Annotated in this window: 15 protein-coding genes; 8 read left to right on the top strand and 7 right to left on the bottom strand. The window is 57.0% G+C overall.

What is annotated here, in order from left to right:
- Positions 1–11: 11 nt before the first annotated feature.
- Positions 12–614, top strand: a complete 603-nt coding sequence (locus DFP90_RS08765; RefSeq protein WP_115936071.1) for a 2-hydroxychromene-2-carboxylate isomerase — start codon at positions 12–14, stop codon at positions 612–614.
- Between the two features lie 64 nt (positions 615–678).
- Here DFP90_RS08765 and DFP90_RS08770 read toward each other — a convergent pair whose 3' ends face one another.
- The gene (locus tag DFP90_RS08770) at positions 679–1278 is read right to left on the bottom strand and encodes a TetR/AcrR family transcriptional regulator (protein WP_115936072.1); all 600 of its coding nucleotides are present in this window, start codon (positions 1276–1278) and stop codon (positions 679–681) included.
- 113 nt (positions 1279–1391) lie between these two features.
- Here DFP90_RS08770 and DFP90_RS08775 point away from each other — a divergent pair, with 113 nt between their 5' ends.
- From DFP90_RS08775 to DFP90_RS08805, 7 genes are all read left to right on the top strand, one after another.
- The gene (locus DFP90_RS08775; RefSeq protein ID WP_218044619.1) at positions 1392–2288 is read left to right on the top strand and encodes an NAD(P)-dependent alcohol dehydrogenase; all 897 of its coding nucleotides are present in this window, start codon (positions 1392–1394) and stop codon (positions 2286–2288) included.
- A 293-nt stretch (positions 2289–2581) separates the two neighbouring features.
- On the top strand, positions 2582–4189 hold the full coding sequence (locus DFP90_RS08780) for a carboxyl transferase domain-containing protein (RefSeq protein ID WP_115936074.1): 1608 nt from the start codon (positions 2582–2584) through the stop codon (positions 4187–4189).
- A gap of 12 nt (positions 4190–4201) precedes the next feature.
- Complete coding sequence (locus DFP90_RS08785; RefSeq protein WP_115936075.1) at positions 4202–4993, top strand: enoyl-CoA hydratase/isomerase family protein; 792 nt, start codon at positions 4202–4204, stop codon at positions 4991–4993.
- Positions 4993–7008 (top strand): acetyl-CoA carboxylase biotin carboxylase subunit, encoded by a 2016-nt coding sequence (locus DFP90_RS08790; protein ID WP_115936076.1) that lies wholly within the window; start codon positions 4993–4995, stop codon positions 7006–7008. Before DFP90_RS08785 ends, DFP90_RS08790 begins: the two co-directional genes overlap by 1 nt.
- A 6-nt stretch (positions 7009–7014) precedes the next feature.
- On the top strand, positions 7015–7275 hold the full coding sequence (locus tag DFP90_RS08795; RefSeq protein ID WP_115936077.1) for a TfoX/Sxy family protein: 261 nt from the start codon (positions 7015–7017) through the stop codon (positions 7273–7275).
- 2 nt (positions 7276–7277) lie between these two features.
- A complete protein-coding gene (locus DFP90_RS08800; protein ID WP_115936078.1) occupies positions 7278–8180 on the top strand; it encodes a hydroxymethylglutaryl-CoA lyase in 903 nt (300 codons plus the stop codon).
- Positions 8181–8208: 28 nt separating this feature from the next.
- Positions 8209–8661 (top strand): DUF1489 family protein, encoded by a 453-nt coding sequence (locus DFP90_RS08805; protein ID WP_115936079.1) that lies wholly within the window; start codon positions 8209–8211, stop codon positions 8659–8661.
- 4 nt (positions 8662–8665) lie between these two features.
- Here the strand turns inward: DFP90_RS08805 and DFP90_RS08810 are convergent, their stop codons facing one another.
- The 6 genes from DFP90_RS08810 to DFP90_RS08835 all read right to left on the bottom strand — a co-directional run bounded on the left by DFP90_RS08810 (position 8666) and on the right by DFP90_RS08835 (position 15979).
- Complete coding sequence (locus tag DFP90_RS08810) at positions 8666–10465, bottom strand: aminopeptidase P family protein (RefSeq protein WP_115936080.1); 1800 nt, start codon at positions 10463–10465, stop codon at positions 8666–8668.
- Entirely contained in the window at positions 10462–11475 is a 1014-nt protein-coding gene (locus DFP90_RS08815) for an ABC transporter ATP-binding protein (RefSeq protein WP_115936081.1), read from the bottom strand. The genes DFP90_RS08810 and DFP90_RS08815 overlap by 4 nt, the downstream gene beginning before the upstream one ends.
- Positions 11472–12515 carry an ABC transporter ATP-binding protein gene (locus DFP90_RS08820; RefSeq protein WP_115936119.1) on the bottom strand — a complete coding sequence of 348 codons (1044 nt, stop codon included), beginning with the start codon at positions 12513–12515 and terminating at the stop codon, positions 11472–11474. Before DFP90_RS08820 ends, DFP90_RS08815 begins: the two co-directional genes overlap by 4 nt.
- 8 nt (positions 12516–12523) lie before the next feature.
- Positions 12524–13372, bottom strand: coding sequence for an ABC transporter permease (locus DFP90_RS08825; protein WP_115936082.1), 849 nt, complete (start codon positions 13370–13372; stop codon positions 12524–12526).
- Positions 13369–14310 (bottom strand): ABC transporter permease, encoded by a 942-nt coding sequence (locus tag DFP90_RS08830; RefSeq protein ID WP_115936083.1) that lies wholly within the window; start codon positions 14308–14310, stop codon positions 13369–13371. The genes DFP90_RS08825 and DFP90_RS08830 overlap by 4 nt, the downstream gene beginning before the upstream one ends.
- Positions 14311–14386: 76 nt before the next feature.
- Entirely contained in the window at positions 14387–15979 is a 1593-nt protein-coding gene (locus DFP90_RS08835) for an ABC transporter substrate-binding protein (protein WP_115936084.1), read from the bottom strand.
- Positions 15980–16733: the final 754 nt, after the last annotated feature.

Consider the following 16733-nt stretch of genomic DNA (forward strand, 5'->3'; position numbering starts at 1 on the left):
GGGAGTTTCCAATGTCAGATCCCATCGAGTTTTACTATGACCTCTCATCTCCCTATGGCTATATCGGCGCCCATCTGATTGAGGATGTGGCGGCGCGTCATGAGCGCGAGGTTTTATGGAAACCCTTCATGTTGGGAGCCGTTTTCAAGGAAGAAGGCACCCAGCCACTGGTTTTCTATCCAAAGAAAGGGGCCTATGCCCGCCATGATATGGCCCGGACAGCAAGGTTACACGGCCTGCCGCTCAATTTCCCGGAAAAATTCCCCCAGCTAACGGTGAATGCCGCCAGGATTATCCTATGGGCGGGCCATCAGGATCAGGCAGAGCGCAAGCGCCTGTCTCTCGCCTTTTATCACGGGATTTTTGGGGAAGGGCACGATATCAGTGACAAAGCGGTGATCCGAAACATATGCGAAACCCACGGCATCGACTGGGCGGAAGCGGAGGCGGCCATGGCTGATCCGGCGATCAAGGATCAGTTGAAGGAAGAAACTCAGGCTGCCTTGGATCGCGGTGTTTTTGGTGCGCCCTATTTCATCGTGGGTGACGAACCATTTTGGGGTGTCGACCATCTGCCGCAGCTTGAAAAATGGTTGGAGTCGGGCGGCTGGTAGTTAGGCCGGGCGTAACTGCGCGCTGACTACTGATTCGCAATAGACCTCCTTTCAAACCGGTCGGTTATCCAATCATCTGACGGGTTAAGCCAGCAAGCCGTTTGGCCTGTATTCTGGCATCGGGTTTGAGATAGGGGGCGGTGACGCAATACCCTTCCAGCAGGGCAATAAGAAGATCCACGATCGCGGTGACATTGCTTTGGTCGGTGTTGTCGGGAAGAATGTTGGCCAACCATTCAAGCAGCAAGCCATGTAGTTTGCGGTAATGTCGGCAAAGCTGTTCCCGGCAGGTTTCGTCCCGATGTGAAAGCGCCCAAAGCTCCTTGAAGACAATGGCGCACTGCTCACCGGTCTCCAAGGTCAGCATCTTTTCAAAAGCATCTTCCAGACTGGCTTCCGGAATTTTCTGCAAATTGTCGTGACAATCTCTAAAAAAATCATCCAGAAACCGGTCGGCCAGCACTTCCAGGATCTCCGGCCTGGTTTTGAAATGATATTGCAGATTGCCCAGGCTGATCCCGGCTTGGTCGGCGATCATGCGCATGGACATGTTTTCCAAACCGCCGCGGTGTAACAAGGTCATGGCCGCCGACAAAATCTGCTGGCGCTTTTCTTCTGCTTTGGAACTACGTCTTTGTTTTTGAAGTGGTTTTTCAGAATTCATAACTAATTCAGTTTTGTATGTTGTAAAATAGGTCGAATGACCTAAATAAGGATCATCTTAACTCATTCAGCGAGGGAACTATGAAAGGATTGATCCGAGAAGAAAAGGGTCGGATGGCTTTGGTTGATAACCTGGAAAGTCCGGAGCCCGGCGAAGGGGATGTTCTGGTGCGGGTTCATACGGCCAGTGTTAATCCCTATGACCGGGAGAGTGCAGACGGTGTTTATGATGGTTATTATGATGAATTTGGCGTTCAGGAGCCGGTGCGGACGGGGCTGGAATTTTCCGGTGAAGTGGTTAGCCAGGGCGCGGTTTTTGGCGCGGGTGACAGGGTCTATGGTTATGTGCATCTCATTACCGGCTGGAAAACCCATGCGGAATTCATCACTGTACCGGAAAGCTATCTAGCCCCTATTCCCGAGGGCCTGAAAGAGACAGAGGCGGCAGCATTACCGCTTGGCATTTTGACATCGCTCAATGTGTTTGAAGATATGCGCCCCGTAACGGGTGCGGGCAGGGTGTTGATCATCGGCGCGGCCGGAGGCATCGGTGTATATGCGGTGCAGGTGGCCAAGGCGCTGGGTTACGAGATCACGGCCCTTTGTTCCCCTGTGCAGCGTGATTTTGTTGCTGAATTAGGGGCGGATCATTTACCGGATTTTGATCCGGAGACCTTGGACGGCCTGCCCGGCAACTATGATATCATCCTTGATCTGTCGACGCGTTTTCGCCTGGATCAATGCGAATCACTGTTGTCCAATGTAGGCAAATTCGTGCCGGCCCTACCCGATGATGCCAATGGCGGCAATTCTGAAAGCGTTAAGGTTGGCTATCTCATGGTCATGGAAGGCGACGGCAAACGCCTGGAGAAAGCGGCTGATTGGATCGCATCCGGCGATATCAAACCAGTCATTGATCAGGTCTATTCCTTCTCGGATCATCTGTCGGCATTCGACCGGCTTAATGTTCGGGGTAAAAAGGGCCGGATCATTATGACTTGGGCGAAATAGCGGTGCATGTGCAAAGGACGAGATAAGGGACAACCCTGTCTCGCCCTTTGCTATTCTTTCCTGGATGATGGGGACAAGAGCGTCGATTGCCTAAAAAATCGATAGAGGCGACCGATTTCTCTCGTTGGGCTGGCTCCAATTATCCTCGCAATAAAATTACCCGTTTTCCCGATTTTATCTTTACGTTAACGTAAACTGCGGATAGAAAGTCAGAAGAAGATTGATGGCAGGGCGGCGTATCTGTGGAATGATCTCCATGGCGCTGGTCCGGGCATGTTTGAGAGGGAAAACAGATGTCGGCAATCCATTCCAAGATCAATCCGAGATCCGATGATTTCGAAGAGAACCGGAAGGCCATGCAGGCCCTGGTGGAGGATCTCGAAGCCAAGGTGGCGGCGATCAAGCAGGGTGGAGGCGATAAGGCGCGCGACAAACATCTCTCACGGGGCAAGCTTTTGCCCCGGGACCGGGTGCGCATGCTCCTTGACCCGGGATCCCCCTTTCTGGAGTTTTCTCAACTGGCTGCTCATGGCATGTATGACGCCAATATTGCGGCGGGTGGGGTGATCACCGGGATCGGCCGGGTCGCGGGCCGGGAATGCGTGATCGTGGTGAATGATGCCACCGTCAAGGGCGGCACCTATTATCCGATCACGGTTAAGAAACATGTGCGCGCCCAGGAAATTGCCGACCAGAATAACCTGCCCTGTATCTATCTGGTGGATTCAGGGGGCGCCAACCTGCCGAACCAGGATGAGGTCTTCCCGGACCGGGATCATTTTGGACGGATTTTCTATAACCAGGCCAATATGTCGGCCAAGGGTATCCCGCAGATCGCGGTGGTGATGGGATCCTGCACGGCAGGCGGCGCCTATGTCCCGGCGATGAGCGATGAAAGTGTCATTGTGAAAGGCACGGGCACGATTTTCCTAGGCGGGCCGCCGCTGGTGAAGGCGGCAACCGGAGAAGAAGTTTCGGCCGAAGATCTGGGCGGCGCGGATGTCCATTCCAGGACATCCGGCGTAACCGACCATTATGCCCAGGACGATACCCATGCGCTCTCAATCGCGCGCAAAATTGTCGGCACGTTGAACCGGCCCAAGCAGGTCAGCCTGGAGGTTTCTGAACCTCGCGAACCGCTTTATGATCCGAGCGAGCTCTATGGCGTGATCCCGGCGGATTCCAGAAAGCCCTTTGATGTGCGCGAGGTAATCGCCCGCATCGTGGATGGATCCGAATTTGATGAATTTAAACAGCTTTACGGCACCACCCTGGTTTGTGGCTTTGCCAAGCTTTGGGGGTATCCGGTGGGGATTGTCGCCAATAACGGCATCCTGTTTTCCGAAAGCGCGCTCAAAGGCGCTCATTTTGTCGAGCTCTGTTCTCAGCGCGGCATTCCACTGGTCTTCCTGCAAAACATCACCGGTTTCATGGTCGGCCAGAAATATGAAAGCGGCGGTATCGCCAAGGATGGCGCCAAGCTGGTGACCGCAGTTGCCACCACCAATGTGCCGAAATTTACTGTGGTGATTGGTGGTTCCTTTGGGGCCGGTAACTATGGCATGTGCGGACGCGCCTACAGCCCGCGCTTCATGTGGATGTGGCCCAATGCCCGGATTTCCGTCATGGGTGGCGAGCAGGCGGCCAGCGTCCTGGCCCAGGTCAAGCAGGATGGTATGGAGGCCCGGGGCGAGAGCTGGTCAGAGGAAGAGCGCGAGGCTTTCATGAACCCGATCCGGGCGCAATATGAGCATCAGGGCCACCCCTATTATGCCAGCGCGCGCCTTTGGGATGATGGCATCATTGATCCAGCGGATACCCGCACCACCTTGGGGCTCGGCATTTCCGCGGCGCTCAATGCGCCGATCGAGCCGACCAAGTTCGGCATCTTCCGGATGTAAAAGGGGCGAGCGATGATCGAACAGAAATACAAAGTCACCAAGGATGGCGCGGTTGGCCGCATCACCTTGTCCAACCCGGACAAACATAACGCCTTTGACGATGAATTGATCAAAGGCCTGACCGGGGCCTTCACTCTGCTTGGCAATGATGAGGAAGTCCGCGTGGTTGTGCTAGCCGCCGATGGGAAAAGCTTCTCCGCCGGGGCGGATCTCAACTGGATGAAACGCATGGCGGGCTATGACCGGGCGGAAAATCTGGAAGATTCCCGTGCCTTGGCCCAATTGATGAAGGTAATCAATTTTCTGCCCAAACCGGTGATTGGCCTGGTACAGGGGGCGGCTTACGGCGGCGGTGTCGGTCTGGTGGCTTGCTGTGACATTGTCATTGCCTCGGACCGGGCAAGTTTTTGTCTGTCGGAAACCAAACTAGGCCTTATTCCCGCTGTGATCAGCCCCTATGTGGTCAGCGCAATCGGCGCACAGGCGGCACGGCGTTATTTCCTGACCGCCGAGCGTTTTGATGCTGTGACCGCGCACCGTCTGGGGTTGATCCATGAGATGGTGACCGGGGATGCATTGGAGTTAAAGGGTGAAGAGATCATCCGTGCACTTCTGGCGGCAGGTCCAAATGCGGTTGGGGCGGCCAAGGACCTGATTTTTGCTGTCGACCGGCCGATCAGCGCGGAAGTCATTGAAGACACCGCCAACCGGATCGCGGATATCCGCGCCAGTGACGAAGGCAAGGAAGGCCTGAGCGCTTTTTTAGAGAAACGCAAACCCGCCTGGGTGGAAGGGGATAACTAATGTTTGAAAAAATCCTGATTGCCAACCGGGGCGAGATTGCCTGCCGGGTCATTGAAACAGCACAGTCGATGGGGATTGCCACCGTTGCGGTCTATTCCGATGCTGACTGTGGCGCGAAGCATGTGGCTCTGGCGGATGAAGCGGTTCATATCGGCCCGGCCCCGGTACGGGAAAGCTATCTTTTGGGTGAACGGATTATTGAGGCGGCCAAACAGACCGGTGCGCAGGCTATCCATCCGGGCTATGGGTTTCTTTCGGAAAATGCCGGTTTTGCTGATCTGTGCGCCAAGAATGACCTGATCTTCATTGGGCCGCCGGCGGATGCGATCAGGGCCATGGGATCCAAAAGCCAGGCCAAGGAGATCATGGATAAGGCCGGGGTACCGTTGGTACCGGGCTATCATGGTGACAACCAGGATCCGGATTTCCTGGCGGCGGAGGCCGATAAGATGGGGTATCCGGTCCTGATCAAGGCGTCGTTGGGCGGTGGCGGCAAGGGCATGCGGCTAGTGGAAAAGGCCGCTGATTTTGCCGCGTCCCTGGAAAGCTGCAAGCGTGAGGCGGTCAACGCTTTTGGTGATGATCATGTCCTGGTCGAGCGGTTTGTGACCCGCCCACGCCATATCGAGATGCAGGTCTTTGCCGACAGCCACGGCCAGGCGGTCCACCTGTTCGAACGTGACTGTTCAGTGCAGCGTCGCCATCAAAAAGTCCTGGAAGAAGCGCCTGCACCGGGTATGAACGAGGAATTACGTGCCGAGATGGGCAAAGCCGCAACCGATGCGGCGCTGGCCATCGGCTATCAGGGGGCTGGCACGGTGGAGTTTATCGTGGAAACCTCCGAAGACGGCGTTCCTGGTGCCTTCTTCTTCATGGAAATGAATACCAGGCTTCAGGTGGAACATCCGGTGACTGAGATGATCACCGGCGAGGATCTGGTGGCCTGGCAGTTGAAGGTGGCCAGCGGAATGCCGCTACCGAAAGCCCAGTCCGAGATCACCTGCACCGGCCATGCGTTGGAAGCCCGTCTTTATGCCGAGGATCCGGCCAATGATTTCCTCCCGGCGATTGGCAGGCTGCACCATTTTAAAACGCCGAATGCGATCGCGCGGATCGATTCCGGGGTGCGTGCCGGGGATGAAGTTTCCATGCATTATGACCCGATGATCGCCAAGGTGATCACCCACGGGGCGGATCGGTCGGAAGCGATCCGCAGAATGGTTCGGGCGTTGGAACAGACTGAGGTGGCTGGTCTGGTCACGAACCGTGATTTCCTGAAAAAGGCGGCGGGCCATCCGGCTTTTGGCTCTGGTCTGTTGGATACCTCTTTCATCGAAAAATATGAAACCGACCTTCTGCCGAATGAAGGCGAAGGGGCATCGGTTCATGATCTCGCCTTTGCCGCTCTGGCTCTGTTGCGCCAGCGGGACCGGCAGGCGCGGAGCGAAGCTGACCATTCGGCAGACCCTTGGTCGCCTTGGGGCCGGACAGACAATTGGCGCTTGAATGATACCAGCAACACCGATATCCGCCTACAGCCAATGGGAGCATCGGAACCGGTGATGGTCCATGCGGAGATTGACGGGCAGGACTATCATTTCCGCATCGCGGATGAGGTGTTGAGTTTCGCCGCGGTAAGGGAAGAGGGGCTGGATCTCACTGCCCAGGTTAATGGTGTGAAGGCAAAACGTGCCGTCCATCTGCGCGAAAGCGCTCTGACCGTGATCGGCGCCGACCGGACCCAGCGTCTGACCCTGATTGATCCGATGGCGGCTGCCGGTGAGGAAGAAGGCGGCAGTGGTCGTATGACGGCCCCGATGCCGGGCAAGATCACGGCCGTTAAGGTGAATGCAGGTGAGAGCGTTGAGGAAGGCCAGGCTCTGATGGTGGTAGAAGCGATGAAGATGGAGCACACGATTGCGGCACCCCATGATGGCGTGGTGGCAGAGGTGCGCTTTGCTGTCGGCGACCAGGTGGCCGAAGGGGATGAGCTGATTTCTTTTGAAGAGGTTTGAGGATAAGTGGCGCATACTCTGTCCTCATTGCGCAATATCGGTCCTTCCAGTGCGGCCCTATTGAAGGAAGCGGGCATTGAGACGGTGGCTGATTTGCGCGAGATGGGGGCGGCGGACGCCTATGGAAGGCTGAAATTCATGTTCCCGGACCGGGTCAGCCTGAATATGCTTTATGCGTTGAATGGCGCGCTGGCGGATATTCCCTGGCGGGCGATCACCCCGGAAATGCGGCAGGTCTGGCGCAGGCAGGCGGGGTTGGAGGATTAACAATGGCATTGCCGGATTTTGTGAAAATTGTTGAGGTCGGCCCCCGGGATGGCCTGCAAAATGAACAGGCCGAGGTGACAACGGCGCAAAAGGTGGAATTGATCAACCGGCTGTCCGCCAGTGGTCTGAAAGCCGTGGAGGCCGGCAGTTTTGTCTCCCCCCGATGGGTGCCGCAGATGGCTGACAGTAAGGATGTTTTGCAGGGCATCAACCGCCTGGACGGGGTCGCCTATCCCTGTCTGACCCCCAATATGGTCGGTTTTGATGCCGCTATGGCCTGTGATGTTCGGGAAGTGGCCATTTTCGGGGCGGCCTCCGAATCCTTTTCCCAGAAGAATATTAACTGCTCCATTGCCGAGAGCCTGGAACGGTTCCAACCGATCATGGAGGCGGCCAGCGCACATGATGTCCGGGTTCGTGGCTATGTATCCTGTGTGCTGGGCTGCCCCTATGAGGGTTCCATCGACCCGGTGAAAGTGGCGGAGGTTGCCAAGACCCTGTTGGATATGGGCTGTTATGAGATTTCCCTTGGCGATACGGTCGGGGTCGGCACGGCCCAGGAAACAAAGCGGCTGATCGAAACGGTCGGGCAAGACGTGCCGGTCGATAAACTGGCGGGCCATTTTCATGACACTTATGGCCAGGCGCTCGCCAATATCTATGCGGCGATGGAAATGGGGGTCAGCGTTTTTGATTCCTCGGTGGCCGGGCTCGGCGGCTGCCCCTATGCAAAAGGGGCGTCGGGAAATGTTGCAACAGAAGATGTCTTGTATATGCTCCGGGGCTGCGGGGTGGAAACGGGTGTTGATTTTGACGCGCTGGTGGCGGCTGGCCGCTATATATCCGAAATCATCGGCCGTCCGCCGGTCTCCAAGGTATCCCGGGCGCTCATGGCCAAAGGCTGAGGCCCTTATTCTCAGGTAGTTCATTTCCATGGCTAAAGACGCTGATTTTGTTCCAGGCTCACTGCATCTTCGCAAATTGAGTGTTGGCTCGGAATCGGTGGACAGTATGATCGCCTGGCAAGATATGATGCGCGCGCGGCGTGGCGGCCATATCTGGCATGTGACTAGGTCCTGGCCTAAGCGTGCTGAAGAACTGCTACAGGGCGGATCGCTCTATTGGATCATTAAGGGCGTGATGGTCGCGCGCCAGCCGATCATCGGCTTTGAAGAGCATCCGCCGGAAAATCCAGAAGACAAACCCTATTGCCGGATCATGCTGGGAGATGAGGTGATTAAGACCCATCCCTGGCCGCACCGGCCATTTCAGGGCTGGCGCTATCTGAAGGCGGAAGATGCACCGCCCGATCTGGACGGCGCGGGCGGCGACGATCAGATGCCGCCGGAGATGGCGGCAGAATTGAAGGCATTGGGGCTGCTCTAGGCTTCTAACCCTTTGGCGCGGTTTCCTTGGCCAGCCAGGCGCTGGCCCGGACAGAGAGTTTTCCGGCCAAGGCATCCCGAACATTAGCGTGATAGCGGTTCAGCCAGCGGATTTCGGCCAGGTCCAGCAATGACCAGTCAATCAACCTGCTTTGGATTGGAATCAGGGTCAACGGGCGGAAGGCCATGAAGCCGTCCATCTCCTGCACGATCTCCACTTCATTTTCGATCCGGATACCGAAGGCACCGCCACGGTAGTAACCGGGTTCAATAGTGACCACCATACCCGGGCGTAAATCCACCGGATTGTGGGGTTTGCCGATCCGTTGAGGCTGTTCATGAACGCTCAGGCAATGGCCGACCCCGTGGCCGGTGCCATGGTCATAATCCAGCCCATGTTCCCATAGGGGCCTTCTGGCGACGGCATCGATATGATGGCCTTGGGTGCCTTTGGGAAAACGCAATGTGGAAAGGGCGATGAACCCTTTCAGGACCAAGGTATAGAGCTTGGCATATTCGGCGGCGGGATTGCTGCCGAAATAGAAGGTCCTTGTGGCATCGGTGGTGCCATCGGCATATTGCCCTCCGGAATCCACCAGATAAATCTCGTCCAGGGAGAGCACGCGGTCGCTTTCCCGGGTCGCGGCATAATGGCAAAGCGCGCCATGGGGCCCGGATGCGGAAATGGTGTGGAAACTGGGATTCAGATAGCCGGGCCGTTCCTTTCGCTGACGCTCGATCATTGCTTCCGCCTGGCGCTCGGTGACGTTGATCCCGCGCGTGACCAGGTCATTCAGCTCCGCCAGAAACTCACACCAGGCAATGGCATCTTCCAGATGGGTCCGGCGCATGCCAGCCAGTTCGGCCTCGTTTTTGACCGCTTTTTGCATGGTTATAGGGTTTCGTTCGGATAAAATTTCGCCCCCAGCATGATGGACGGCCATCTCCGCCGCATAGGGGCTGTAATCCGGGTCGATCCAGACCCGGTGACTGGATGCTGATCGTTCTGCCAGCCGGGGCAGGAACAGGTCCGGCCCGCGCATGTCGACCTCTGTCAGTTCAAAGCCGGACCGGTCCTGGGGCAGTTTGGCGGGATCGACAAACCATTCGAGGGCACCATCGCTGTCCAGCAGCAGGAAGGAATGGGGGACGGGGATATAGTCGGCGTCACTGCCGCGCAGATTCAACAGCCAGCCGATATTATCGGGCTGTGTCTCGACCAGCAGATCGACCCCTTTGTCCCGCAATTTTCCTGCGATCAGAGATGCCTTGGCCGCGACGCTATTGCCGGTTTGCTCGGGGGAGAGGGGAAAGATCGATCCTTGTGGCCGGCGGGGTTGGTCTTTCCAGACCGCATCCACGGGGTTCCCCTCAACCGCGATCAAGTGCGCGGACACGCTGTCTGAGGCATTTAAAAAGCGCTTTTGCCAGGCGGGAGGGATCAGCATCGGATCAAACCCTAGCCGGTCACCCGTCTGCAGATTTTCAGCAATCCAGTTTTCCGGTGGCGCTTCTTGGAGATGACGGAATCGGATCCAGTCCGGATCACATTCATCGGCTGCTTGAACCGTATAGCGTCCGTCAATGAAGAGAACCGCTTTTTCCATAGTCACAATCGCAAGCCCGGCGGAGCCTGTGAAACCGGTGAGCCAGGCCAAACGTTCATCATGGGGCGCAATATATTCGCCTTGATGGGCATCAAACCGGGGAATGACAAAACCGCTCAGCTGACGGGCTGAAAGCTCGGCCCTGAGGGCGGCGAGTCTGGTGCCGGTGATGCTGTCCGGATGCTGGGGTTCACTCATTGTTTTCTTTCTCCAACGCTTGTCTCGGCATGGTGACAGGCGGCCTGTCCGCCGCCGGGAAGCGGTTTCAAGAGGGGTTTTTCGGATGTGCACCGGGCCGTTGCCAGGGGGCAACGGACATGGAAGGGGCAGCCGGCCGGCACGTTAAGCGGGCTTGGCAGTTCGCCGCTGATGGCCGGCTTATCATGCCGTTCTTCCGGGTTGAGCGAGGGGGCTGCTGAAAGAAGCGCCTGGGAATAGGGATGGGTCGGTGCCCTGAAGAGGGTTTCCGACGGGCCGATTTCAACAATCGATCCCAAATAGATCACCGCCACCTGATGACTGACATGGCGGACCAGGCGTAAGTCATGGGCGACGAACAGCACCGTCAGGCCAAGCTCTTCCTGCAATTCCAGCAGCAGATTGACAACCTGTGCCTGGACCGAGACATCCAGCGCGGAAACCAGCTCATCCGCCACCAGGCAGATCGGCTCCACGGCCAGCGCGCGGGCAATGCCGATGCGCTGACGCTGGCCACCGGAAAACTCATGGGGCAGCTTTTCCGCCGCATTGCGTGGCAAGCGCACCAGATCAAGCAATTCCGCGATCCGGGCAGGGCGCTCTGTCTCGGGCCGCATCTCATGTACCCTCAAAGCCTCGTCCAGGATCTGCCCCACGGTCATGCGCGGGTTGAGCGAGGAATAGGGGTCCTGAAAAATCATTTGGACCTGGCGGTTATAGGTCTGGCGTTCCGTGCCCTTGAAATTGGCAATATTCTGGTCCTGGAACCGGATCGTGCCACTGGTCGGATCCAACAGTCGCACCAGGCAGCGTGCCAGTGTGGATTTCCCGCAACCGGATTCGCCGACGATCCCTAAGGTCTCCCCCTGGCTGATTTCCAGGTTGATACCGTTCAGAGCGCGGACTTCACGTGCGGGCTGTCGCAGCACCAGATCGGCCAGGCCGCGTGTCAGCGGAAAATGCAGGGTCAGATCCTGGATGGAGAAGAGTGGGTTGGGGTGCAGGGTCATTTGTTTTCTCCAAGGGAAGGGCGGGCCGTTTCCAGGATATGGCAGGCGGCTGCATGCCCACTGCCGACCAAAGAGAAATCTGGTGCGCTTTCTAAGCATGTGCCTTGCGCCTGCTGGCATCGGGGGGCAAAGGCACAGCCTGTCGGCATATCATCCAGCGCCGGCGGGGTGCCATCGATGGAAAAGAGTGGCGTGCGCGGTGGCTGATCCTGCGGGACCGACTGCAGAAGGCCCAAGGTATAGGGATGTTGGGGGGCTTTCAAAATGGTGCCGACGGATCCACTCTCGATGATCCGGCCGGCATACATGACCGCGACCCGGTCACAGCTTTGCGCAACCACGCCCAGATCATGGGTGACCAAAATCACCGCCATGTTCAACTCTGTGCGCAGATCCATGATCAGGCGCAGGATCTGGTCCTGGATGGTTACATCCAGCGCGGTGGTCGGTTCGTCCGCCAGCAGCAATTCCGGGTTGGAGGCCAGCGCAATGGCGATCATGACGCGCTGGCGCATGCCGCCGGAAAACTGGTGGGGATAATCATCAAGCCTGGAGGCGGCGGCAGGAATGCCAACCAGGTCCAGGAGCTCGATGGCGCGTTTCTGCCGTTCCTGTCGGCCCAATGAAGTATGGGCCTTCAGGTTTTCCGTGATCTGCAGGCCAATGGTCAGCAGTGGGTTGAGCGACGACATCGGTTCCTGGAAGATCATGGCGATCTCACGCCCCCGGATTTTGCGCAGCTGGGGCTCATTCATCGTCACCAGATTCCGGCCTTTCCAAAGCACACTGCCGTCAATCCGGCCTTGGGGTCGGACAATGCCGATCAGGGAACGGAGGGTGATGCTCTTGCCGGATCCTGATTCTCCGACCAACCCCAGGATCTCGCCTGGGGCCAGGTCGAAAGAGACATTATTGACCGCCTTCAAGTCACGCCCCTGTTTGGTGAAGCTTGTGCTGAGGCCCTGGACCGAGAGGGCGGGCCTGTTTGCCGTTTCGGGAAGGGCATTTTCCCGGGATTCTCGTTGGATCAATCCGCTCATGATGGTGTTCATCCTTTCGGTCGCAGCATATCGGCGACGGCATCGCCCAGGAGGCTGAAACCCAGCCCGGTCAGCACGATGGCGATGCCGGGACAGAGGCTCATCCACCAGGCGGTGAAAATGAAATTGCGCCCCTCCGCGATCAAGACACCCCATTCGGCTAGGGGAGGCTGGGCACCAAGCCCCAGATAACCCAGGCTGGATCCCAGCAGGATTGCCAGTGCCATATCTGTCATCCAGAAGGTCAGCACCGGCGTGATTGCGTTGGGCAGGATATGGCGGAAGATGATCCGGCCGCTGGAATAGCCCATTACCCGTCCGGCACTGACATAATCATGGGCGGTCTGTGTCATCACTTCGGCCCGCATCAATCTGGCGTAATAAACCCAGTTCACCAGGGTGATCGCGACAAACATATTGATCAAACCCGGCCCCAGCATGGCAACGACCGCAATAACCAGCACCAGAAAGGGGAAAGTGATGACCGCATCCACACAGCGGCCGAAGATCGTGTCGGCCCAGCCGCCGTGATAGCCGACCAGGGAGCCGGCGGTCACGCCGATCAAGAGGGCGAAGATGGTGGCAAAGAGCGCGATCATCATGTCGATCCGATAGGCCCAGATCACCCGGGACAGGATATCCCGGCCGAAATTATCCGTGCCAAACGGATGGGCCAGGCTGGGTGGCTGCTGGATGGCCGCATAATTGAAGGCGAGCGGATCATAGGGGGCAAAAGCTGCGGGAAAGAGCGCGAACAGCGTAGACATCAGGATGATGCCGCCGCCGATCAGGAAAGCCGGGCGCGCCAGGGCCTGGAGGACCGGGGCGGGTAAGCGGGAAAGGGTCAGAGCGGTCATGATTTACGCAACCTCGGATCCAGCCAGGATTGAAACATGTCGGTCGCCAGGAAAACCAGCGAGACCAGAACGGCGAAGGTCAGGGTCAGGCCCTGGATCAGGGGATAATCCCGGGCAAAGATGGCATCGAGCATCAGCCGGCCCAGGCCCGGCACCGCGAAGACGGTTTCGGTGACCAGGGTGCCGCTCATCAGGTTGCCGATGGACAGGCCCAGCAGAGTGACGGTCGAGATCAGTGCGTTGCGAAACACATGGCGGAACAACACCAGACGCTGCGGCAGGCCCTTGGCCCGGGCGAACTGGATATATTCCGCATCCAGCACCTCAATGACAGAGGTGCGCAGATTGCGCAGGATAATCGCAGAGCTATAAAACGCGATGGTCAGGGCCGGCAGCAGCAGATGGCTGAAATGTTCAGCCCAGGTTTCCCCGTATCCGCCAACCGGCAGCCATTTCAGCCGTGCCGCCAAAATGCTGAGCAGGATCAGCCCAATATAAAAGACCGGCATGGAAAGGCTGATCTGAAATATGCTTCGGATCAGAAGGTCTGGCAGGCGGTCCCGGTAGAGGGCGGCGACAAAGGCCAGCGGTACGGAAAAGAGGATCGCCAGCGCCATGGAATAGCCGGCCAGGAATAGTGTCACGGGCAGGCGATCCTGTATCACGGCCAACACCGGGGCCTTCTGCAGGATGGAATTGCCCAAATCCCCGGTTAGCACATTGCCGACAAATTTGGCAAACTGGATGGGCATGGGTTGGTCCAGGCCCAAATTATGCCGGATCTGTTCGAGCTGGGCTTCGGTGGCTTTGGCATCGGCCATGGCTATGGCCGGGTCGCCGGGTAGCAGGCGCACCAGCAGGAAAATGAAGATCATGACCAAAAGAAAGGTCGGCACGATCTGCAACAGGCGTGAAAAGAGATAGCTGATGGAAGACATGGAAGATCCGTTCGGAAAAGAGATCCCCCAGGGGAGCCGGCAGGGAGGTGGCCGGCCCCCGGGGGATGACCGGCCCTTAGCGTTTCAGCCAGGCCTTGGAAAACTCGTTATTGCCGAGCGGTGATTGGCGATAGCCTTCCACCTGCTTGCTCAGAGCAACCGAAAACGGTGTTTCATAGAGAAAGAGAAGCGGCGCGGAGGCTGCGTAAATCTCCTGCATCTCCTTATATTGTGCGGCCCGCTTTGCCGGGTCGGTTTCGCTGCTGGAGGCTTCGAACAATTTGTTGAAGCGTGCATCATTCCAGCCGGTGCCAACCGCCTTGCGCGTCGGGTAATAGCCCAGCCAGCCGGTGACCTGGGCCGGATCGTTGACATCATTGACCCAGCCATAGGTGTGAATCTGGAATTCGCCGCTACGGTTTTTGGCCCCCCTCGTCGGGTTGTCGACCTGCTCTACCTTGGCTTTGACACCAATGGCCCCCCACATCTGCTGCAGGGCGGTGAAAAGGGTCGCGTCATCGGCGCTGCCGGCCAGGGTGGTGATGGTCACGTCAAAACCGTTGTCATAACCGGCTTCCGCCAGCAACGCTTTGGCTTTGGCCGGGTCATAGGGATAGAGCGGGTCCGGGCCGTAATGCAGTTGGGTTGCCGAGGACATCAGCGAGGTCATCGGCTTGCCGTTGCCGTAATTCACCAGTTTCAGCAGGGCTTCTTTGCTGGTGGCCAGGTTCAACGCCTGGCGTACTTTGGTGTCGGCCAGCGGATTGGGGCTGCCGTCCGCCAGCTTTTCCCGGGTGTTGATCGGCATATAGTTGATCCGGGTGGAATCGAACAGCTCCACCTTGAGGTTCGGATCCTGTCGCAATTCATCGACCCGGGAGAAGGGAATGAATTCCGCGCCGTCAATTTCACCGGCCTGCAGTTTCAGGACCCGCGTTGCATCATCCGGGATGATGACAAATTTAACCGCGTCCAGATAGGGCAGCGGCTTGCCATCTTCGCCTTTGCGCCAGTAATGCGGGTTACGGGTCAGGGTCATGGAAGTGCCGCGCTTATGGCTTTCCAGGACGAACGGACCGGAACCTACTGGCAGATTGGCATAAAAGGCCTGGGCTTTTTCCTGATCTGTCTGGCCGGGTTCAGCCTGGAAGGCGGCCTTGGGCATGATGGCGGTGCAGAAAGTTGCCAGGATTGAAGGCAGGGCGGGGTCGGGTGATTTCAGTTTCAGGGTGACTTTGTCACCTTTTGCTTCGATTTTCTCCACGGAGGAAAGCAGACCGGACCAGGCGCCAAGTTCCGGGTTGCGTGCCCGTTCTAAGGAAAAGAGCACATCATCTGCGGTTATGGCGCTGCCGTCAGAGAATTTGAGCCCACTTTTCAATGTGAGAGTCATGATCCTGCCGTCTTGAGACCATTCAAAGCCCGTGGCCAGTCCGGGTTCCAGGCTTTTACCGTCTTCTCCGGTGCGCAACAGCGTGTCATAGAGATTGGAGACCATCCAGATATCCGGATTGCGGTCGGCATAGATCGGATCGATCAATGTTGAATCGTCATAACGGGCAAAAGAGAGCGTGCCACCGCGTTCCAGTGCGTTGGCGGGGATGGCTGCCGCGGTAATAGCGGTCGCGATGATGCCGGTCAGGAAACCGGTCCTTAGATGTTTGATCATTTCATGTCTCCGAAAATGTGACGTCCCTACGATTGGCTGGCGCCGGTGCAATGCCGGTGCTTCTGATGTTTGCATATATATTGCAGATATATCAGATGAGTTCAATAAGATATACCAATGATATATCAGAAGTTGACTATGTAATCACGCCATATGATTGATGTGTCGAGGGTTCTTAAATGGGAGAGAGGGTGGGGTGGTTTTCTTCCTCATGGGCAGCTTCGCTTTCTCGCCTTGATGGTTCCGGGCGGCTGGGATTCCTGCAATTCTCCTCTGGTGGGTAAAATCGATGTCGGTCTTAAGGCTTCTTTAACTTTCATCCGTGCGGCGAGTCTCTGATTAAATAATTGAAAACATTGAATATTCATAAAAATTACATTTTTTCTGAATTTTTCCCTTGCGCACCTTTCTCCAGGGGCCTATAAACCGCCCCACGCCAGACGGGGACACAAACAAAACGAACCGCTGAGCGTCACATCAAAGCCCTTCACGGGGTTGCGGTCACCAGATCGAAGAGTTATAATTTCTAATTGTGTCGGATGCGAATCGGATACAGGAAAGAGCTCTACGGTCGGTTTTTCTGGCCGCGGGTTATTGAACAGAGTGAATATGCAAATGGAAGGGATACGCGGTCGGCGTTGAGCCAAGATTTAGGCCTGAGGGTTTAGATTGATCGTGTATCTTGGGAACTCGTTAATTCAGGTAATTTGAGTTGGATCACGTTCATAAGTCTTCGGACGAATGAACCTGAGAG

It is taken from the genome of Aestuariispira insulae (assembly GCF_003385955.1).
GTDB lineage: Bacteria > Pseudomonadota > Alphaproteobacteria > UBA8366 > Aestuariispiraceae > Aestuariispira > Aestuariispira insulae.